The sequence below is a fragment of the Luteimonas sp. 3794 genome (assembly GCF_031456825.1).
Taxonomy (GTDB): Bacteria; Pseudomonadota; Gammaproteobacteria; order Xanthomonadales; family Xanthomonadaceae; genus Luteimonas.
Genome location: NZ_JAVDVJ010000013.1, coordinates 1 through 20,790 on the forward strand (window position 1 = coordinate 1; position 20,790 = coordinate 20,790).

Here is a 20,790-nt window from a genome sequence, read left to right on the forward strand (position 1 = left end):
CAGGGCTTCCGCGCTGTCGCGCGGCTTACTTTTGTCTTGGCAAAAGTAAGCAAAACCGTCTTCGCCGGACGCGATCCGACACGGCTGCGCCGTGCCGGTCCCTTGCACTTCTCGGTCGACGGGGCACGCAGCCCAAACTCGCTGCGCTCAGACATGGGCTGCTCTTCGACCCCGCCGCCCTGCGATGCTCAGCTCGCTCTACGGCTCGATTGAGATCAAGAGCCAATTCAACGGCACAAGCAACAGCGACAGTCGAAGCCAAAAGCCAAAAACCAAAAGCCAAAGCGAAATCCAACAGCGAAAAGCAGGGCTGCAAGGCGGCGGGGCAGAGCGCAAGTGTTGCGCTAGAGCGGAGAGCGACACCGTCCGCCGTGACTGAGGCGCGAGAAGGCGCGTCAGCTAAGCACCTTGCCGGCGATCCGCAAACCCGCCACCCACACCCCGATGCTCGACCCGACGTTGGCGAGCAGGAAGCTCAACAGCGTGCGCGAGACGCGGTTGCGGTACCAGCCTCGCACTGTGCCGGCATCGTCGCGCAGCGAAAGGAAATCGTTGTACGCGGGCTTGCGTATGTAGGCCTCGATCAATCCGCTGACCAGTCCGGGGTTGATCCCGGGCGGACGGATCGGCTTCAGCGGCGCCATGATCGCGGCGCCGAGGATGCCGAGCGGATGCGACAGCGCCGCCAGTGCGCCGAGTGCGGCGAAGCCGGCGGTGATGACGATCCATTCCTTCACCAGCTGGCGGCCGAGTTCGGCGCCGCCCTGGTAATAGCCCCAGCCGATCATCGCCACGATCGCCAGCGTGATCGCGGTCATAACCCAGCGCATGCTCTGGCCCTTGGGCGCATGTTCGAGCTCGGTGGTGGTCACTTCCGGATCCTGCGCGTCATCGGCGAGATGGCGCGCCAGACCGGCGAGATGGCCGGCGCCGACCACGGCCAGCACTTCGCGCGCATCCCCGGCCTGCTCGCGCAGCTTCGCGGCCATGTAGCGATCGCGCTCGGCGATGATGGCCTCGTAGAGCTGCGGGCTGCTCTTGGCGAATTCGCCGAAGCTCGATTCGAGCATGTCGCCCTGTTTGAGCTTCTCGATCTCGTCTTCGCCGAGCTCGTCGGATGCCATCAGTCCGCCGAGCAGGCTGCCGACCAGCTTCAATCGGCCGAAGAAGCCCAGCTTTTTCGACGCACGCTTGAATGTCAGGCCGACATCGCGGTCGATCAGCGCAACCGGAAGATCGCGTTCGTTCGCCAGTGCGACTGCCCGCTTGAGCTCAGCGCCGGGTTCGATCCCAAGTTGCTCGGCAAGGCGGCGCTGGTAGGCGGCCAGCGCGAGATTCGCGGCGAACAGCGCCACGCGCCCCTTGCGGATCACATCGACGAGATTGAGCTTGGCGAGTGCATCTGGATCGCTGATCGCCTGCAAGCGCTGCGCGTCGAGTTCCACTGCGACCGCCTCGAACGCGCCGCTGCCGATCGCATCCTCGACCGCCTCCACGCTGACCCGCGACACATGTGCGGTACCGAGCAGGGTGTAGCGCACCCCGTCTCGCTCGACGATCGCATGCGGCTGCGACTGCCAGGACGTGGCACCAGTAGGCGTCGTCGCGCCGGTCATCGGTTCGGTCATCGGGTCATTCGTCTTCGGGAGGAGTGGCGGCGCCGTCGCCGAGGGCGCGCTGCATCAGGATGGTGTCGAGCCAGCGTCCGTGCTTGCGGCCCGAGGCGGGCAGCACGCCGACGGTCTCGAAACCGAGCCGCTGGTGGAACTGCACCGAAGGGCCATCGAGCGGCGGGCCGATCACCGCCATCATCTGCCGGTAGCCACGCTGCGTGCACAGCTCGATGAGCCGTTCCATCAGTACGCGTCCGATGCCGTGGCCATGCTGTGCATGCTCCACATAGACCGAACTCTCGACGGTGAAACGGTAGCCGATGCGGGTGCGGAATCCGCCGGCGTAGGCATAGCCGGCGAACACGCCATCGTGGATCGCAACGATGTACGGATAGCCGGCCGACGTGATCGTCGACCAGCGGCGTCGCATCTCGTCGACATCGGGCGCGTCGTATTCGTAGGTCGCCACGCCGTCCGCGACTTCGCGGGCGTAGAGCACGGTGATGGCGTCGAAATCGGTTTCGACCGCGTCGCGGAGTTCGAGGGGCATGGGTCAGTCGATGTAGCGCTTGAGCAGATCGCCATAGGCGTCGATGCGACGGTCGCGCAGGAACGGCCAGATGCGACGCACATGTTCGCTGCGGCCCAGATCCACTTCGCAGCTCAGTATGGTCGGGTCGGTCCCTGCCTCGGCGAGGAACTCGCCCTGCGGGCCGAGCACATGGCTGTTGCCCCAGAAGTCGATGCCTGACGCGCCGATCGGTGACGGCTCGTGGCCGACGCGATTGCATGACAGCACCGGCAATCCGTTCGCGACCGCGTGACCGCGATGGCTGAGGATCCAGGCATCGCGCTGGCGCTTTTTCTCGTCATCGACGTCGGTCGGATCCCAGCCAATCGCGGTCGGATACAACAGCAGGTCCGCGCCTGCCAGCGCCATCAGCCGCGCAGCTTCGGGATACCACTGGTCCCAGCAGACCAGCAGGCCGAGCCGGCCGACCGAGGTGTCGATCGGCTTGAAGCCGATGTCGCCCGGCGTGAAGTAGAACTTCTCGTAGAAGCCAGGGTCGTCGGGGATGTGCATCTTGCGGTACTTGCCCGCCGTGCTGCCGTCTGCGTCGAAGACCACGCCGGTGTTGTGGTACAGCCCCGCTGCGCGGCGCTCGAACAGCGAGCTGACCAGCACCACCTTGTGCTGCTTCGCCAGCGCGGCGAGACGCTCGGTGCTCGGGCCGGGGATGGGTTCTGCAAGATCGAATTCGTCGACGGATTCGTGCTGGCAGAAGTAGGCACCGTTGTGCAGCTCCTGCAGCAGCACAAGCCTCGCCCCCTGTTTTGCGGCCTCGGCGACGCGCGCTTCGATGACCGACAGGTTGGCGTCGGCATTGCCGGCGCCCTGGTCGATGACGGCGCGCTCCTGGATCAGCGCGACAGGCAACGTGGTCTTGCGGGACATGGATTCGAACCCTCGGAGGATTGCGACAATGCTAACGCGCCGCTGCGTGCGGGCAGATAAACGAGGTGATCCACGCGGCGTCGCACGCGATGCAATCCATCGTGTACGACGCCAGCCCTCGGGCCAGGAGCTCGCGCCGGAGTCGCTGACGGGCACTGAATGGACGGAGCTGACACCCGAGGTCCGACTCGCGACGCCGGGCGTTTTTCCAGCGTCAGCCGGGCAGCGCGTCCCGCAGCAGGCCGGCGGGCAACTGCATGGTGATGCAGTGCAGACTGCCGTTCTGCCAGATCAGCGGGCGGCACGGCACCTGCACGATTTCGCGGCCAGGATGCGCTTGCGCGAGCACGGCCGCCGCGGCGTCGTCTGCCGGATCGCCATAGGCCGGCATCAACACCGCGCCGTTGAGGATCAAGTAATTCGCATAGCTCGCGGCGAGACGACGCCCATTGTCGAGCACCGGCTGCGCCCACGGCAGCGGGAACAGCCGATACGGCGCGCCCTCGCGGGTGCGCAGCGCGGCGATTTCATCGGCCATCGCCTGGAGCTCGGCGTAGTGCGGATCGGTGTCGTCGTCGCAGGCCTGGAACACGATCGCATCACCCGGCGCGAAGCGGGCGAGGGTGTCGATATGCGCGTCGGTGTCGTCGCCTTCGAGATAGCCGTGGTCCAGCCACAGCACGCGATCCTGCGCGAGCCAGTCGGACAGCTTCGCGGTCAACACTTCACGCGATGCGTCCGGATGCCGCTCGTGCAGGCAGCGCCAGGTCGTCAGCAGCGTGCCCGCACCGTCGGTTTCAATCGCGCCGCCTTCGAGCGCGAAGTCGATCTCGCGTCGCCGCGCGTCGTCGGCGAACACCCCGGCAGCATGCAGGTGACCGACCAGCAGGTCGTCCTGGCTGGCGTCGAATTTGCCGCCCCAGCCGGTGAAGCGGAAATCGTTGAGCAGGAACGCGTCATCGCCACGGCGCAGCGAGATCGGGCCGGAATCTCGCAGCCAGGTGTCGTCGTACGCTGCCTCGACGAAACGCACGCGCGCCATGTCGATGCGGTTCGACGCCAGGCGCACGTAGGCGTAACTCTGGATATCCTCGTCCGGCACGCAGATCACGACCGGCTGGAAGCGTGTGATCGCCGCGACCAGCGCGATGTACGTGTCTTCGACCTCGCCCAGGCGCGCGGCCCAGTCGGTGTCTTCGTTCGGCCAGGCGATCAGGATCGCGGACTGGGGTTCCCACTCCGCGGGGAAGCGCAATGCGTGTTCGGTCATGGACTCAACGGATGGCGGGCTTGGGGCCGATCTCCGACGCTGTGGCGCGGTTGGCCACGGTGTCGATGACCCGGTTACGCTCGAAATAGACGGTGAAGGTCGGATAGACCCAGCGATTGATCGTCGGCCACTGGCGCTTCTGGCCGCCCCGCGGGTCCAAGCGCTCGCTCGGCACGCCGAAGCGGGCTTCGACATCGGCCATCGACATGCCGCGCGAGGGCACGCTGGCGCCAGTGGCCTGCTTGGTGCGGTCGACAAGCAACGTGTCAGCGGACGCAGGCAGGCTGGCGAGCAGCGCGCAGCTCAGCGCGGCGCCTGCGAGGATCGAAGCGAAGGAACGCGACATGGCGGTGACTCCTGGGCAGGACAGCGATGGAGGTGAGGGCGCCGACAGGGCGCACGCGCCTGTTTATCAGAATTCGCGCGACGACGATGCCGACGCGGTACGAGAAGCGCCGCAAACGAAGAAAGGCCGCATCGCTGCGGCCTTTCTCGCGTGCATGCCGCATGCGCGGCAGCAGCGCGTCTTAGCGCTGACGCGCCTTGAAGCGCGGGTTGGACTTGCAGATCACGAAGACCTTGCCGCGGCGACGCACAACCTTGCAATCGCGGTGGCGGGTCTTCGCCGACTTCAGGGACGACAGGACCTTCATGGTGAACCTCTGGGATGGGATACAAACAGCAAGCCGGCTATTCTAGCTGCTCTTTCCCACACGATTCAAGCGCTTGGGCGTTCGCTCGCGAACATGGCCCCCGGCGCAGGAGATGCAGATGACGGCGACGGTGCCGGTTTTGACGATCGACGGGCCTTCGGGTTCCGGCAAGGGCACGATCAGCCGTGCGGTGGCGCAGCGGCTGGGTTGGCATTATCTGGATTCAGGCGCGCTCTATCGCGCGGTGGGTGTCGCGGCCGGCTGGGCGGACCTCGATCTCGACGATGCCGGCGCGCTGGTGCGCTGCACCTTCGATACGACCATCGGCTTCGATGAAGGGGGCGAGGAGCTGCGCGTGCTCGTCAACGGCCACGACGCCACGGATGAACTCCGGACCGAAACCGCCGGCGCGGCTGCCTCGGCTATCGCTGCGATTCCCGAGGTCCGCGCTGCACTCAAGGACCGGCAACGGGCATTCAGGGTCGCCCCGGGCCTCGTCGCCGACGGTCGTGACATGGGCACGGTGATCTTCCCCGACGCAGGCTGGAAGGTGTTCCTCACCGCGAGCGCGGAGGAGCGGGCGGACCGTCGCTATAAACAGTTGAAGAACAAGGGGGTTTCGGTGACAATGGACGGTCTGCTGCGCGAGATCCTCGCCCGCGACGCCCGCGATGCCAACCGTGCGGTGGCGCCGTTGCGGCCGGCCGAAGACGCCGTCCGCATCGACACCACTGGTCAGGGCATCGAAGCTGTCGTCGAACGGGTGCTCTCATTACTGCCTGCACGCAACGCCTGATCCGATCCGGGGTCGGGCGTTTGTTGCAAGCCGGGGTGGTCCGTTTCGGGCTGCTTCGGCGTTCTTGGAAAGTGTGACGTTTCATCGCTGTACCGCTGCACCCATGTCGCCGTCCGGAGATCCTTCCAGCCGGCGGTCCGTTCACCTCAACACTCACGGCCCTGCAATCCCGCGACGGCCGACCAACGGGTGGACTGCCGGCACTCCGCGCTGACAAGGCGCCGCCACGCAGTCTGAGTCAACCAGGTATTTACCAATGACCGAATCATTCGCAGAACTGTTCGAAGCCAGTCAGACCAATCTGGCCAAGCTCAAGCCAGGCTCCATCGTCACCGGCATCGTCGTCGACGTGCGCACCGACGTGGTGGTGATCAACGCCGGCCTGAAGTCGGAAGGCATCGTGCCGATCGAGCAGTTCCGTAACGACGCCGGCGAGATCGACATCGCCATCGGCGACTCCGTCAAGGTGGCGCTGGATTCCCTCGAGAACGGCTTCGGCGAGACCGTGCTGTCGCGCGAGAAGGCCAAGCGCTCGATGGTGTGGGACGAACTCGAGGAAGCCCTCGAGAAGAACGAGACCATCACCGGCCGCATCAGTGGCAAGGTCAAGGGCGGCTTCACCGTCGACATCAAGGACGTCCGCGCGTTCCTGCCGGGTTCGCTGGTGGACGTGCGCCCGGTGCGCGACCCGGTGTACCTGGAAGGCAAGGAACTCGAGTTCAAGCTGATCAAGCTGGACCGCAAGCGCAACAACGTTGTCGTCTCGCGCCGCGCAGTGGTCGAGAGCGAGCACTCGGAAGAGCGCGAGCAGCTGATGGAGAAGCTGGTCGAGGGCGCGGTGCTCAAGGGCGTCGTCAAGAACCTGACCGATTACGGCGCGTTCGTGGACCTCGGCGGCATCGACGGCCTGCTGCACATCACCGACATGGCCTGGAAGCGCGTGCGCCATCCGTCCGAAGTCGTGGAAGTGGGCGCAGAGCTCGACGTACGCGTGCTGAAGTACGACCGCGAGCGCAACCGCGTCAGCCTCGGCCTGAAGCAGCTGGGCGAGGATCCGTGGGACAACATCGCCCGCCGTTACCCGTCCAACACCCGCGTGTTCGGCAAGGTCTCCAACGTCACCGATTACGGCGCGTTCGTCGAGATCGAGCCGGGCGTCGAAGGTCTGGTGCACGTGTCCGAAATGGACTGGACCAACAAGAACGTCAACCCGTCCAAGGTGGTGCAGGTCGGTGACGAACTCGAGGTCATGGTGCTCGACGTCGACGAGGAGCGTCGCCGCATCTCGCTCGGCATCAAGCAGGTCACGTCGAACCCGTGGGAAACCTTCGCGGCCATCCACAAGAAGGGCGACAAGGTCGACGGCCAGATCAAGTCGATCACCGACTTTGGCATCTTCATCGGCCTGGACGGCGGTATCGACGGCCTGATCCACCTGTCGGACATCGCGTGGAACTCCACCGGCGAAGACGTGGCACGTGCATTCAAGAAGGGCGACACCGTCGAGGCCGTCGTGCTGGCGGTCGATCCGGAGCGCGAGCGCATCTCGCTGGGCGTCAAGCAGCTTGAGCAGGATCCGATGGGTCAGTTCATGGCGACCACGCCGCGCGGTTCGAAGGTCATCGGTACCGTCAAGGAAGTCGACGCCAAGGGCGCAGTGATCGATCTGGGTGAGGGCGTGGAAGGCTATGTGCAGGCACGTGACATCAGCGACCAGCGCGTCGACGACGCCAGCCAGCATCTGAAGGTCGGTCAGGAGATCGAAGCCAAGTACTTCGGCGTCGATCGCAAGACCCGCGTCCTGCAGCTGTCGATCAAGGCGAAGGACGAGGCGGAAACCGCCGAGACCCTGGCCGAGTACAACAAGCAGGCATCGGAAGCGTCGAGCGGCACCACGAAGCTGGGTGCGCTGCTGCGCGAACAGCTGGGCAACAAGGGCGAGTAAGCCGATGCGGCGCCGGTCCGGGCTCGTCCCGGGCCGGCGTTGTCGCATTTGCAAGAACGAGACATGACGAAGTCGGAACTCATCGAACTGCTGACCCAGCGCCAGGCGCATCTCAAGGGCGAGGACGTCGACCTAGCGGTCAAGGCCATGCTCGAAATGATGGGCGGCGCACTGGCAGCCGGCGATCGGATCGAGGTCCGTGGTTTCGGCAGCTTCTCGCTGCATTTCCGTCCGCCGCGCACCGGACGCAATCCGAAGACCGGCGATGCCGTCGCGCTTCCGGGCAAGCATGTGCCGCATTTCAAGCCGGGCAAGGAACTGCGCGATCGCGTCAGCGACGTACAGCCGATGCCGGCCGAAGACTGACCGCCCACCGCGGTCCCATTTTCTTTTCCACGCCCGGTGCGGATCGCCGCACGGTTGGCGTGCAGGATCGGCAAGCGGGTAGGATCGTCGACGCACCGTCGGCGGGGCGCGCACTGCGCCTTGATGTCCATCGCCGGCCCGGGTCGCGCGTACGCGGCCGATCCATCGATGGAGCGTGATCCATGGCGTTTGTGACCGAATGGTTCTGGTTCTTCCTGTTGCTGCCGATTGCGGCCCTCAGTGGCTGGGTGATCGGTCGTCGCGGCGGCGAGCGTCACAGCGACACCCAGGTCAGCCGCCTGTCGATGACGTATTTCCGCGGCCTGAACTATTTGCTCAACGAGCAGCCCGACAAGGCCATCGAACTGTTCCTGCATATCGCGGAGTTGGACAAGGACACATTCGAAACCCAGGTCGCGCTCGGACATCTGTTCCGGCGTCGCGGCGAAGTCGATCGTGCGATCCGCCTGCATCAGGGGCTGGTGCAGCGCCCCGACCTCAACGACCAGCAGAAGGTCCAGGCGCTGCTTGCGCTGGGTGAGGACTACATGAAGTCCGGCCTGCTCGATCGCGCAGAAACGGTGTTCGCCGATCTGGCGCAGATCGATCAGCGGGCACCGCAGGCATTGCGGCATCTGATCGGCATCTACCAGTCCGAGCGCGACTGGCAGAAGGCGATCGAAAACGCCACGCGCTATGAGGCGGCGACTGGCGAGCCGATGGGCAAGCTGATCTCGCAGTTCGAGTGCGAGCTCGCGGACCGCCTGCGTTCGGCCGGCGACGTTGACGGCGCACGCAGCGCGGTACAGCGCGCCTACGCCGCGGACTCTGGTTCGGTGCGCGCAGGCATTCTCGAAGGTCGTCTTGAAATCGACGCCGGCAATGATGCCGCGGCGATCCGCGCGTTCGAACGCGCCGCGCGTCACGACACCGATTTTCTGCCCGAGATCCTCGCGCCGTTGCTGGCTGCCTATGAACGTGTGGGCGACGTGCCGGGCGCGCGGAATTTCCTGTCCCAGATGACCGAGCACTACAAGGGCGTCGCGCCGGTACTGGCGCTGACGCGTCTGGTCGAGCAGGAAGAGGGCGTACGTGCGGCGCGCGCCTACCTCACGCGCCAGCTGAAGGACCGCCCGTCGGTTCGCGGCGAGGCCGCGTTGATCGATCTGACCCTGGCGGACGGCGTCGATCACGCAGGCACGCTCCAGGAATTGCGCCTGATCACCGAGCAGCTGCTGGTGCGCAACCCCAGCTATCGCTGCAAACAGTGCGGTTTCGGCGCGCGCAGCCATCACTGGCAGTGCCCTAGCTGCAAGGAGTGGGGCACCATCAAGCCGCTGCTCAACTACGCCGTGGTCTGAGTGCCTGCATCGCTCCCGTTTGTGCTGGCGCTGTGCGTCGCCGTGTGCCTGGCCGCTTCGGTGCTGACGGCGCTGGCGCGCCGCTACGCCATGTCCCGTCAGTTGGTGGATATGCCGGGCGAGCGGCGTAGCCATGTAGTGGCGACCCCCAGAGGGGGCGGCGTCGCAATCGTCGCGGTCGTCGCGCCTGCGATGCTCTGGTTGGGCCTGGCGAGCACCCCATCATCGTCGGTCGTCCTGCTTGGGGCCTGCGGTCTCGCCCTGGTAGCTGCGATCGGCTGGGTGGACGACCACCGGCCCCTGTCCCCCTGGGGGCGGCTGGCCGTGCATATCCTGGCTGCCGCGCTGTTGGCGGCCGGCGTCGCTTGGGCGGGGGACCCCGTGTGGCGTGCGTTGATGGTGTTCGCTCTCGCGCTGGGACTGGTCAACGTCTGGAACTTTATGGACGGGATCAATGGGCTGGCCGTCGTCCAGTTGATCCTGGTCGCGCTGGGATTCCTGCTTTTGGGCATTCATGGGGATGGCGCCTTGCTGGCGACCATTGCCGCAGCTGCGTGCGCAGGCTTCCTGCCGTTCAACTTTCCGGCCGCGCGGATCTTCTTAGGGGATGTCGGTAGCGGCGCACTGGGCTATGTGGCGGCATGTCTGATCGCGTTGATGCCCTCGACGGACCCGGTCCATGCATTGCTGTGGCTGCTACCCATCAGCACCTTCCTGATTGACGCGGCATTGACATTGCTGTCCCGCATCATTCGGGGTGAACGGTGGTGGACGCCGCACATACAGCATATGTATCAGCGGTGCGTGCAGGCGGGGCATGCCCATGCCGTGGTCACCGGTGGCTATGCTGCCTGGACATTGCTGTCGACGTTCGTCGCCATCTCGATGGCGGGTGCGCCGCAACCCGCTATCATCGGAGCCTTCGCCACGTGGTATCTCCTGGGTGTCACCATTTGGCTCATTCACCGTATCCGGCATGTACGCCGCATGCGTCTGTCGTAGGGAAGCGACTGGATGATTGACCTCAAGGCGAGAATCGGCGTTCTGACGCCGCGTGTGGCCGTTGTACTGCACGATCTGGCCATGGTCTGGCTGTGCTGGGTCGGCCTGCACCAGTTCCGACACTCGGTCATGGAGAGCGCGCCGACGTTCGCGCTCTGGTCGGCCGAAATCGCACTGATCCTGATGGCGCAGGGCCTGATCTTCTGGCGGGTAGGCCTCTACCGGGGCGTGTGGCGGTTCGCCAGCGTCCCGGACCTGATGAACATCGTGAAGGCGTCGGTCCTGGGCTTGCTGACCGTCATGCTTGTGCTGTTCGTCTACAACCGGCTTGATCTCGTTCCGCGTACCGTCCTGATCACCTATCCGCTGCTGCTGGCGGCGCTGCTGGGCATGCCCAGGTTGCTGTACCGGGCATGGAAGGACCACGGCATGACGCGGACCAGCCAGTCCGCCGTCCGCGTCCTGATTCTCGGCGCAGGGCAGGCCGGCGAAACCCTGGTGCGGGATCTGCGCCGCACGGGTGCATACCATCCTGTCGGTTTTCTTGACGATGCGCCCAAACTGCGAGGAAGTCAGCTGCAGGGCGTGCCCGTGTTGGGCCGTATCCGCGATGTCGAACAGGTGGGGCCGGAAACCGCCGCCGAGCTTCTGGTCATTGCAATGCCTTCCGCTGAGGCGGTGGCGATGCGCAAGGTCGTCGAGGCATGTGAGCGGACCGGGCTGCCCTTTCGCACGGTTCCTAAACTCGACGACCTGCTTGAAGGGCGTTCGCTGCCTGGCGAACTCAAAGAGGTTGCGATCGAGGATCTGCTCGGGCGCAAGCCGGTCACGCCGGACTGGAAGGCCATCCGTGCATGGCTGCGGGGCCGTAGCGTGCTCATCACGGGCGCGGGTGGGTCGATTGGCTCGGAACTGTGTCGCCAGTGTGCGCGCAACGGTACCGCGCAGATCGCGCTGGTCGAGATGGACGAACTTGCACTGACCCGGATCGAGGGCGAGCTGCGCCGGGATTTTCCGCGCATTTCGCTGGTACCGGTGCTCGGCGACTGCGGTGATACGGCAGTGATCGAACACGCGATGCAGCGCGCTGCGCCCGATGCGGTCTTCCATGCTGCGGCCTACAAGCAGGTCCCCGTCCTTGAAGTGCAGCTGCGCGAAGGCGTACGCAACAACGTGCTCTCGACACGGACGGTGGCGAATGCGTCCATCGCGCACAAGGTCGGTACGTTCGTGCTGATCTCCACCGACAAGGCGGTCGATCCCGTCAACGTGCTCGGCGCCACCAAGCGGCTGGCCGAGATGGTCTGCCAAGACCTGGCGGGCGCCTCGTCCACCGACTTCATCACCGTGCGATTCGGCAACGTGCTCGATTCGGCGGGCAGTGTGGTACCGCTGTTCCGGGAGCAGATCCGTCGCGGTGGACCGGTGACCGTGACCGATCCCGAGGTCACCCGGTACTTCATGACGATTCCCGAGGCCTGTCAGCTGATCATGCAGTCAGTGGCGATCGGCTCGGCGCAGGCGGTGTACACCCTCGACATGGGTGAGCCTGTCTCGATCCGGTTGCTGGCGGAACAGATGATCCGCCTGGCCGGGAAGCATCCGGATCAGGATGTCGCGATCGTCTATTCCGGCTTGCGGCCGGGCGAAAAGCTGCACGAAACCCTGTTCCACGCAGACGAGCGGTACCGACCGACCACGCACCCCAAGATCCTGCTCGCCGAAGCGCGCACCGTGCATGCCGAGAGGCTCGCTGCGGCGTTGTTGAAGCTCACCGACGGCGTGGCACGTTACGACCTCGAGCTGCTGGCATCGGCGCTGCGCGAGGCGGTGCCCGAGTTCGCACCGCAGCAATCGCGGGCAACACACAATGGAGGTGCGACGATCGTCGCGTTCCCCCCACGACACGCGAGACAACTATGACGCAGAGGATCCGCAAGGCGGTGTTTCCCGTTGCAGGGCTCGGGACGCGCTTCCTGCCCGCGACCAAGACGGTTCCCAAGGAAATGCTGCCGATCGTCGATCGGCCCCTGATCCAGTACGCAGTGGACGAAGCGATCGAGGCCGGCTGCGACACGCTGGTATTCGTGACCAATCGCTACAAGCACGCGATCGGCGATTACTTCGACAAGGCCTACGAGCTCGAGGACCGTCTGGAGGCGGCCGGCAAGCACGAACTGCTGGAGAAGGTCCGCCGTCCGCTGCCCGACGGCGTCCAGGCGATCTTCGTGACCCAGCCCGAGGCGCGTGGCCTGGGTCACGCGGTGTTGTGCGCGCGCGCTGTCATTGGTGATGAGCCCTTCGCAGTCATGCTGCCTGACGACCTGCTGTGGAACCGCAATGGCGCCGGTGCGCTGCGGCAGATGGCCGATGCGCATGAGGCGACCGGCGCGAGCATGATTGCCGTGCAGGATGTCGCGCGCGAACAGACTGCCAGCTACGGCATCGTCGCCACCGAAGCGTTCGAAGGGCGGCATGGCCGAATCAATGCCATGGTCGAGAAGCCCAAGCCTGAGGAGGCACCGAGTACATTGGCGGTGGTCGGCCGATACGTACTCGATGGGCGCGTCTTCGAACTGCTTGAGAACACGAAGCCGGGGGCGGGCGGCGAAATTCAGCTGACCGATGCGATCGCGGCGCTGCTCGCAGAACAGCCGGTGCATGCATATCGCTTCAAGGGCGTCCGCTTCGATTGCGGGACGCATCTGGGATTGATCGAGGCGACGATCCGCTACGCGCTGGACAACGAGACGTTGAGCGAGCCTGCCGCCGCGTTGATGCGCAACGCGCTGCAGGAGCTCGGGGTTCGGGATCTGGAGTGACGCGCACTGCCGCAGAGTGATTGAAAACGCCCGGCTTGGCCGGGCGTTTTCGTATGCGGGTCAGGCGTTGGCGCCCGCAAGGTCGGCGCGAGATTTTCTGCTGGACGCGCCATGTCCGATCTTCCCGGAGCCGGGCTCGCGCCGGCATTGTGGTCACCGACATCCACAAGGCGAGGGCGTTTCGGGGCACCCGGACGATCGGTCAGCACGCCCTCTGCACCCGGCCCACTGGTGAACGCCTCACGAGGGCGACTGTGATTCCCCGCTTCAGCAGATGAAAAAAAAGCAACGCGCCCTTGCAGGCGCGTTGCTTCGATCGAGTCACACCATCGACGCCGCAGCGTCGATGTGCGCAAACGAATCAGGCCAGACCGGCCTGCTTCATCACTTCAGCAGCGTAATCTTCGACCACCTTCTCGATGCCTTCGCCGACGGCCAGGCGCTGGAAGCCAACGACTTCGGCGCCTGCGGCCTTCAGCACGGCTTCGACGGTCTTGTCGGTGTCGAGCACGTAGGGCTGGCCGTAAAGCGTGACCTCGTTGACGATCTTGCTCATCTTGCCGCTGATGATCTTCTCGAGGATGTCGGCCGGCTTGCTCTTGTCCTTCTCGGACATCTTGGCCAGCTCGATTTCCTTTTCCTTCTCGACGAAATCGGTCGGGACGTCGCTCGCCTTGTTGTAGGGCGGATTCATCGCGGCGACATGCATCGCCAAGCCACGCGCCAGGTCGACATCGCCGCCCTTGAGCTCGACCAGCACGCCGATACGGCCGCCGTGCACGTAGGCCGCAACATTGTTCGCGCTCTCGACGCGGACCAGGCGGCGGATCTGCACGTTCTCGCCGACCTTGGAAATGACCGCAGCGCGGGTTTCCTCGATCGTGTCGCCGGACTCGACCTTCGCAGCCTTCAGCGCGTCGGCATCGGCGGCGCCGGAGGCCAGAGCGGTCTGGGCGACCACGTCAGTGAAGCGCAGGAAGTTGTCATCCTTGGCGACGAAGTCGGTCTCGGAGTTGATCTCGACCAGCACGGCGACGCTGTCGTTCTGGGCAGCAGCGATGCGGCCTTCGGCGGCGACGCGGTCGGCCTTCTTGTCGGCCTTGGCCAGGCCGGACTTGCGCAGCGCCTCTGCGGCCGCGTCGATGTTGCCTGCGGTTTCGCTGAGCGCCTTCTTGCACTCCATCATGCCGGCGCCGGTGCGCTCGCGCAGTTCCTTGACAAGGGATGCGGTGATTTCCATTGGAGACCTCTGAATTCGGGGAATGTCGTGCGGGCAATGCCCGCCTCACGGATCGACGCCGACTGCGCGGTACCCCGCGCAGGGCGTGATGCGCGGCCGTCCAGCATGGGACGGCCGCATGTCGCGGCGGTTACTCGGCCGCAGGTGCTGCAGGTGCGGCGGCCGGGGCGGCGTCTTCGGCCTTCTTGCCACGCGGTGCGCGGGCCGGCTTCTCGCCGCCTTCAACGAACTCTTCCTCGCGCACGGTCGCCGCGCTCGGGGTGGCTGCCTTGCCTTCCAGCACGGCGTCGGCGGCGGCGTTCGCGTACAGCTGCACGGCGCGGATGGCGTCGTCGTTACCCGGGATGGCGTAGTCGACCAGGGCCGGATCGTAGTTCGTGTCGACGACCGCGATCACCGGAATGCCGAGCTTCTTGGCTTCCTTGATGGCGATGTCTTCATGGCCGATGTCGATGACGAACAGCGCGTCGGGCAGGCGGTTCATATCCTTGATGCCGCCCAGCGAGGCTTCCAGCTTGTCGCGCTCGCGACGCAGGCCCAGCACTTCGTGCTTGACCAGCTTCTCGAACGTGCCGTCGGTTTCGGCCGCTTCCAGTTCCTTCAGGCGCGACACCGACTTCTTCACCGTGGCGAAGTTGGTCAGCGTGCCGCCGAGCCAGCGCTGGGTCATGAACGGCATGCCGCAACGCTCGGCTTCTTCCTTGATCGCTTCGCGCGCGCTGCGCTTGGTGCCGATGAACAGGATCATGCCGCGCTTCTGCGCGATACCCGAGATGAAGTTCATCGCGTCGTTGAACAGCGGAACGGTCTTCTCAAGGTTGATGATGTGGATCTTGCCGCGGGCACCGAAGATGTACGGCGACATCTTGGGATTCCAGTAGCGCGTCTGGTGGCCGAAATGGACGCCGGCTTCCAGCATCTGGCGCATGGTGATCTGGGGCATTGTGAAACTCCTGGCATTGGAACCGGCCGCCACGGTCGGGTATGGGCGGTTGCACCGCACGGGGCGGGGCGATGGTTCCGGGGTTGGGCCTCCCTGCCGCCTCCGTGACCGAACCTCATTCGAGGCACCCCGGCACGGGACATTGCAGCAGGTGTGAATTTACCGGTGACGCCCGGCATCGGCGGCGGGTCACCCCGCACAGCAGCGGAAGTGTAGCAGTCATCGCCGGCGGGTGCGACAGGCCCCAGATGCTGGGGGGCATGCGGACGTGGCCCGGATTTTCGCTTCGCGACAGCGTGCATGCGACATGGGGCGAGCGGCTGGCGTCAGCAAGCGGATTCCGTATGGCGGACCGCAGGCTCGCGTCCACCGCGCCCATGGACGCGCACACCCGGAGATTCATGCAGTAAATGCGCACGGTAGTCCGGCGCGATTTGCGCCTGCCGACGCAGGCTCATACGAAGGCGTCCCGGTTGCGGCGAGCGAGCTTCCACTGGAGTTCGCGGATGTTGACCGCTCAGTCGCCCCCTGGTGGGCTCAATTCGGCGATAATAGCGCCATGAGTATCCACACCAAGACGCCCGAAGAAATCGAGAAGATGCGCGTGGCCGGTCGCCTGGCCGCCGAGGTGCTGCAGATCGTCGCTCCGCATGTGAAGCCGGGCGTGACGACCGAGGAACTGGACCGCATCTGCTACGACCACATCATCCGGGTCCAGGGCGCGATTCCTGCGAACGTCGGCTACAAGGGCTATCCCAAGACGACGTGCATTTCGGCCAACAACGTCATCTGTCACGGCATCCCGAACGACGCCAAGGTCCTCAAGGACGGCGACATCATCAATATCGATGTCACCGTCATTAAGGACGGCTGGCATGGTGATACCAGCCGGATGTACTTCGTCGGCACGCCGTCAGTGATGGCGCGGCGCCTGGTCGAGGTGACGCGCGAGGCGATGTGGCGCGGCATCCGTGAGGTGAAGCCGGGCGCGACACTCGGCGATGTCGGTCACGCGATCCAGAGGTACGCGGAAGGCCAGCGTTTCAGTGTCGTGCGCGAGTACTGCGGCCACGGCATCGGCAAGGTCTACCACGACGAGCCGCAGGTGCTGCACTACGGCACGCCCGGCGCTGGCGTGGTCCTCAAGGAAGGCATGACCTTCACGATCGAGCCGATGATCAACGAGGGCACGCGCTTCACCAAGGTGCTCCCCGATGGCTGGACCGTCGTCACCAAGGACCGGAAACTGTCGGCGCAGTGGGAGCACACGGTGGCCGTCACCGCCGATGGCGTGGACGTGCTGACCCGTATCCCCGGCGACGACAACGACGCGTTCCTCTGACGTGGCCGAGCGCACCGCCCCCCAGGTCCCCGGCGCCGACAGCGACGACATGACATGGGTGGCGGAGGCGCGTGCCGCGCTTGCTGCGCATGACGCGCGCCTGGCCCAGGGCTTCGATGCCGGCCAGCACATCGACCGTTTGCTCGCCGCGCGGGCCAATGCGGTCGATGGCTGGGTGCGCAAGGCCTGGGCGCGCTGCATTCCGGGCGATGCGCCCTTGGCGCTGTTCGCGGTCGGTGGATATGGCCGTGGCGAGCTGTTTCCGCATTCCGATATCGATCTGCTGGTCATCGCCACATCGCAGGCGCAGACCGAGCACGCCGAAGCGCTGGGCCGCATGCTCGCGCTGCTGTGGGACTTCGGCCTGCCGGTCGGCCATGCGGTGCGCAGCTTCGAGGAGTGCACGCGCGCCGCCGACGATGTGACCGTGCTGACGGCGCTGCTGGAAGCGCGGCCGCTGCTGGCCAATATCGGCGAGGTCCGCGCGTTGATGGACGCGATCGCCGATACCAGGGTCTGGCCGGCAGACGATTTCTTCCACGCCAAGCGCCGCGAACTCGAGATGCGCCACGCGCGCTTCGGTGACACGGCCGACAATCTCGAACCCAACATCAAGGACGGGCCTGGCGGCCTGCGCGACGTGCACAACCTGCGCTGGATGGCGCGGCGCGTGCTCGGCGTTTACGGCACCGAAGAGCTGATCGCGTTGGGCCAGCTCGGCGTCGACGAACACGCCACGCTGGAACGAGAACGGCGCACGCTGTCGCGCCTGCGTTTCGGCCTGCATCTGGTCGCCGGCAAGGCCGAGGAACGCCTGCGTTTCGACTACCAGAAGGCGCTCGCCGCGCGCTTGCATCACGTCGAGGCCGCGGACGATGCGCCGGTTGAGAATCGGCTAGTCGAAAAGATGATGCAGGAGTTCTACCGCAGCGCCTCGGTGGTGCAGCGGATCAGCGAACGCCTGCTGCAGCGGTTCGAGGAGCAGATCGAAGGCGAGGGCACGCTGCAGCCGCTCGATGCCGAGTTCGGCAGCCAGCGTGGTTATCTGGTCGCGCGCGACGACGTCTGGCCGGGCGGCGACATCGCCCGCGTGTTCGACCTGTTCGGAATGTGGGCGGATCACCAGGAGCTCCGGGGCCTGCATTCGCAGACCGCGCGCGCGCTGGCCGAGTCGCTCCATGCGCTGCCGTCCTGGCGCACCGCGTCGACCGAATTGCGCGAGCAGTTCCTGGACCTGCTGCGCGGGCCGATTCCGGTGCGCACGCTCGAACGCATGGCGCGGCTGGGCGTGCTGGGTGTGTGGATTCCCGAGTTCGCCAACGTCACCGGTCGGATGCAGTTCGACCTGTTCCACGTCTACACGGTCGATCAGCACACACTTGCGGTGCTGCGCAACATCGCGAGTTTCGCGTCCGAGGCGCCGGACGAACGCTTCTCCAGCGCGCACGAGGTCTGGCCGCAGCTGCGCAAGCCCGAACTGCTGCTGATCGCCGGTCTGTTCCATGACATCGCCAAGGGACGCGGCGGCGACCACTCCGAACTCGGCGCAGTCGATGCGAGGGAATTCTGCGAGGGCCACGGCCTCGGCGAGCCCGACACTGCGCTCGTCGAATGGCTGGTCAGGCGCCATCTGCTGATGTCCACCAGCGCGCAGAAGCTCGATATTTCCGATCCGGCGGTGATCCACAAGTTCGCGGCGGAAGTCGCCGACCGCGAACGGCTCGATTATCTCTATCTGCTGACCTGCGCCGACATCGCAGGCACCTCGCCGAAGCTGTGGAACGCGTGGAAGGACCGGCTGCTGACGGATCTGCGCAGTGCCACGCGTCTTGCGTTGCGGCGTGGACTGGAGAATCCGGTGGCGGCGGTCGAGCGCATCGCCGAGGCGCGCGATCGCGCGCGCGGCCTGCTGTCGGCGCATGGCGTGGGCGACACCGAAGCCGACGCGTTGTTCACGCGGATTCCGCAAGAGAGTTTCCTGCGCGGCCGCGCCGACCAGGTGGTCTGGCAGGCGCTGGGTCTGCGCGACACCGTCGACGGCGATGTCGTCGTGCGCGTGCGCCGGCTCGCCGCAGGCGCGCAGGCGCTGGAAGTCTTCGTGCATTCGCCGGATCGCGACGGTTTGTTTTCGGCCATCGTTATCACGCTCGACCGTCTTGGCCTGGTGATCCAGCAGGCACGTGCGCTCGACGGACCGAATGGCACGATCTTCGACCTGTTCCAGGTGCTGCCGGCTGACACGCGGCAACACCTCGAGCTTGCCGCCATCGAGCGCACGCTCACCACGGCGCTCACCGGTGCGCTGGATCTGCAGCCCGCGCGCCGCGCACAGCCGCGGCATCTGCGGCATTTCCGGGTGCCACCGCGCATCGAGTTCAATGCCAGTGCCGATGCCCGGCATACCGTCTTCAGCCTGGTCTGCACGGACCGACCCGGCTTGTTGGCCAATGTCGCCCACGTGCTGCGCGCGCATGGCGTGCGCGTGCACGACGCGCGCGTGGCGACGTTCGGCGAGCGGGTCGAGGACGTGTTCCGGCTGAGCGACAGCGCCGGCCGTCTGCTCGACGAAGATTCGCAGGACGCGCTGCGAACCGCGCTGCTCGCCTCGATCGACGGCGACGTGGCACGATAACGCCCCGTTTTCCCCACGAAGTCCCGTCATGACCCAAGCCCTGCAGACCACCATCGAGGATGCGTTCGCGCGCCGCGCCGAACTGACCGCCGCCGAGATCTGCGATGCCGTCAAACCGGCGGTCGAGCAGGCGATGCAGGGCCTGGAATCGGGCGAGTTGCGCGTCGCCGAACCCGACGGCAACGGCGGCTGGCAGGTCAACGAATGGCTGAAGAAAGCGGTGCTGCTGTATTTCCGCACCAACGACATGGCGCTCGTCGACGCGCAGCCGGCGCCGTTCTGGGACAAGGTCGAAGCGCGCTTTGCCGGCTTTGATGAAGCGAAGTTCAAGGCCGCCGGCGTGCGCGTGGTGCCGGGTGCCGCCGTGCGCCGCGGCACCTATTTCGGCCGCGACGTCGTGCTGATGCCGAGCTTCGTCAACATCGGTGCGTATGTCGGTGAAGGCACGATGGTCGACACCTGGGCGACCGTCGGCTCCTGCGCGCAGATCGGCAAGCACGTGCACCTGTCCGGCGGCGCCGGCATCGGCGGCGTGCTGGAGCCGCTGCAGGCCAGCCCGACGATCATCGAGGATCACTGCTTCATCGGCGCGCGTTCGGAAGTCGTCGAAGGCGTCGTCGTCGGCCACCACAGCGTCATCGGCATGGGCGTGTTCCTCGGCCAGTCGACCCGCATCTACAACCGCGCGACCGGCGACGTCAGCTACGGCTACGTGCCGCCGGGCAGCGTCGTCGTCTCCGGCCAGCTGCCGGCGAAGGACGGTTCGCACTCGTTGTATTGCGCGGTGATCGTCAAGCAGGTCGACGAGAAGACCCGCAGCAAGACCAGTGTCAACGATCTGCTGCGCGGCCTGGCGGACTGAGCTGTCCCGCCGAGCATCGCGCGAATGCGGCTCACCCGCCCGCTCTTAAGCGGGCGCGGCTTCAAGACCATCTGGATGTCCCATGACGACCGTCTACGGCCTCAAGAACTGCGACACCTGCAAAAAAGCGACCAAGTGGCTCGACCGCTTTAGCGTCGCGCACACGTTCGTCGACTACCGCGATGCCAAGCCGACGCCGGAGACGCTGGTCGACTGGGCCGGCAAGCTCGGTGGTTTCGAGGCGATGGTCAACAAGTCCTCGACGACCTGGCGCCAGCTGCCGGACAACCGCAAGGCCGCGGCCAGCGATGCCGAGTGGAAGCTGCTGCTGCGCGAGTATCCGCAGCTGATCCGGCGTCCGCTGGTGGTCACCGACGACGGCGAGATCAGCCAGGGATTTTCCGACAACGGCTTCAAGAAGCGCTTCGGTATCGACTGATGCAGATGGCGCGCGGCAGAGCCGCCCTGTAGGAGCGCGCTTGCGCGC

20 protein-coding genes are annotated in these 20,790 nt (G+C 65.8%); 12 read left to right on the forward strand and 8 right to left on the reverse strand.

What is annotated here, in order from left to right; genetic code table 11:
- Positions 1-213: hypothetical protein (locus J2X52_RS14535; protein ID WP_310154829.1), on the forward strand; the 213-nt coding region annotated here is incomplete at its 5' end.
- A gap of 182 nt (positions 214-395) precedes the next feature.
- On the opposite strand, the gene J2X52_RS14540 is transcribed toward J2X52_RS14535, so the two are convergent.
- The 6 genes from J2X52_RS14540 to ykgO form a co-directional block, all read right to left on the reverse strand.
- On the reverse strand, positions 396-1,628 hold the full coding sequence (locus J2X52_RS14540; protein WP_310154832.1) for a TraB/GumN family protein: 1,233 nt from the start codon (positions 1,626-1,628) through the stop codon (positions 396-398).
- Between the two features lie 4 nt (positions 1,629-1,632).
- Positions 1,633-2,163, reverse strand: coding sequence for an N-acetyltransferase family protein (locus J2X52_RS14545; RefSeq protein WP_310154836.1), 531 nt, complete (start codon positions 2,161-2,163; stop codon positions 1,633-1,635).
- Positions 2,164-2,166: 3 nt separating this feature from the next.
- Complete coding sequence (locus J2X52_RS14550; RefSeq protein WP_310154838.1) at positions 2,167-3,069, reverse strand: carbon-nitrogen hydrolase; 903 nt, start codon at positions 3,067-3,069, stop codon at positions 2,167-2,169.
- A 214-nt stretch (positions 3,070-3,283) separates the two neighbouring features.
- Positions 3,284-4,339: an agmatine deiminase family protein gene (locus tag J2X52_RS14555; protein ID WP_310154841.1), complete on the reverse strand. Its 1,056-nt coding sequence runs from the start codon at positions 4,337-4,339 to the stop codon at positions 3,284-3,286.
- 4 nt (positions 4,340-4,343) lie between these two features.
- Positions 4,344-4,685, reverse strand: a complete 342-nt coding sequence (locus tag J2X52_RS14560; protein WP_310154844.1) for a hypothetical protein — start codon at positions 4,683-4,685, stop codon at positions 4,344-4,346.
- Between the two features lie 181 nt (positions 4,686-4,866).
- Positions 4,867-4,992 carry a type B 50S ribosomal protein L36 gene (gene ykgO, locus J2X52_RS14565; protein WP_005913193.1) on the reverse strand — a complete coding sequence of 42 codons (126 nt, stop codon included), beginning with the start codon at positions 4,990-4,992 and terminating at the stop codon, positions 4,867-4,869.
- A 118-nt stretch (positions 4,993-5,110) separates the two neighbouring features.
- Between ykgO and cmk the strand changes: the two genes are divergently transcribed.
- The 7 genes from cmk to galU all read left to right on the forward strand — a co-directional run bounded on the left by cmk (position 5,111) and on the right by galU (position 13,284).
- Positions 5,111-5,788, forward strand: coding sequence for a (d)CMP kinase (gene cmk / locus J2X52_RS14570; RefSeq protein ID WP_310154848.1), 678 nt, complete (start codon positions 5,111-5,113; stop codon positions 5,786-5,788).
- A gap of 256 nt (positions 5,789-6,044) precedes the next feature.
- Entirely contained in the window at positions 6,045-7,733 is a 1,689-nt protein-coding gene (gene rpsA / locus J2X52_RS14575) for a 30S ribosomal protein S1 (RefSeq protein ID WP_310154851.1), read from the forward strand.
- Between the two features lie 63 nt (positions 7,734-7,796).
- A complete protein-coding gene (locus J2X52_RS14580; RefSeq protein WP_096009334.1) occupies positions 7,797-8,099 on the forward strand; it encodes an integration host factor subunit beta in 303 nt (100 codons plus the stop codon).
- A 182-nt stretch (positions 8,100-8,281) separates the two neighbouring features.
- Complete coding sequence (lapB, locus tag J2X52_RS14585) at positions 8,282-9,460, forward strand: lipopolysaccharide assembly protein LapB (RefSeq protein ID WP_310154855.1); 1,179 nt, start codon at positions 8,282-8,284, stop codon at positions 9,458-9,460.
- Positions 9,461-10,462: a lipopolysaccharide biosynthesis protein gene (locus J2X52_RS14590; protein WP_310154858.1), complete on the forward strand. Its 1,002-nt coding sequence runs from the start codon at positions 9,461-9,463 to the stop codon at positions 10,460-10,462. It abuts the gene before it with no gap.
- 12 nt (positions 10,463-10,474) lie between these two features.
- Complete coding sequence (locus tag J2X52_RS14595; RefSeq protein ID WP_310154860.1) at positions 10,475-12,385, forward strand: nucleoside-diphosphate sugar epimerase/dehydratase; 1,911 nt, start codon at positions 10,475-10,477, stop codon at positions 12,383-12,385.
- Positions 12,382-13,284, forward strand: coding sequence for a UTP--glucose-1-phosphate uridylyltransferase GalU (galU, locus tag J2X52_RS14600; protein ID WP_310154863.1), 903 nt, complete (start codon positions 12,382-12,384; stop codon positions 13,282-13,284). The genes J2X52_RS14595 and galU overlap by 4 nt, the downstream gene beginning before the upstream one ends.
- A gap of 361 nt (positions 13,285-13,645) precedes the next feature.
- On the opposite strand, the gene tsf is transcribed toward galU, so the two are convergent.
- Positions 13,646-14,524 carry a translation elongation factor Ts gene (gene tsf / locus J2X52_RS14605; protein WP_310154865.1) on the reverse strand — a complete coding sequence of 293 codons (879 nt, stop codon included), beginning with the start codon at positions 14,522-14,524 and terminating at the stop codon, positions 13,646-13,648.
- A 130-nt stretch (positions 14,525-14,654) separates the two neighbouring features.
- Positions 14,655-15,467, reverse strand: a complete 813-nt coding sequence (gene rpsB, locus J2X52_RS14610; RefSeq protein ID WP_310154867.1) for a 30S ribosomal protein S2 — start codon at positions 15,465-15,467, stop codon at positions 14,655-14,657.
- 559 nt (positions 15,468-16,026) lie between these two features.
- Between rpsB and map the strand changes: the two genes are divergently transcribed.
- From map to J2X52_RS14630, 4 genes are all read left to right on the forward strand, one after another.
- Positions 16,027-16,809, forward strand: coding sequence for a type I methionyl aminopeptidase (gene map / locus J2X52_RS14615; protein ID WP_310154869.1), 783 nt, complete (start codon positions 16,027-16,029; stop codon positions 16,807-16,809).
- Between the two features lie 49 nt (positions 16,810-16,858).
- Positions 16,859-19,441, forward strand: coding sequence for a [protein-PII] uridylyltransferase (glnD, locus tag J2X52_RS14620; RefSeq protein ID WP_310155038.1), 2,583 nt, complete (start codon positions 16,859-16,861; stop codon positions 19,439-19,441).
- A 28-nt stretch (positions 19,442-19,469) separates the two neighbouring features.
- Positions 19,470-20,303 carry a 2,3,4,5-tetrahydropyridine-2,6-dicarboxylate N-succinyltransferase gene (dapD, locus tag J2X52_RS14625; protein WP_310154871.1) on the forward strand — a complete coding sequence of 278 codons (834 nt, stop codon included), beginning with the start codon at positions 19,470-19,472 and terminating at the stop codon, positions 20,301-20,303.
- Between the two features lie 82 nt (positions 20,304-20,385).
- Positions 20,386-20,742, forward strand: a complete 357-nt coding sequence (locus tag J2X52_RS14630; protein ID WP_310154874.1) for a Spx/MgsR family RNA polymerase-binding regulatory protein — start codon at positions 20,386-20,388, stop codon at positions 20,740-20,742.
- Positions 20,743-20,790 lie beyond the last annotated feature (48 nt).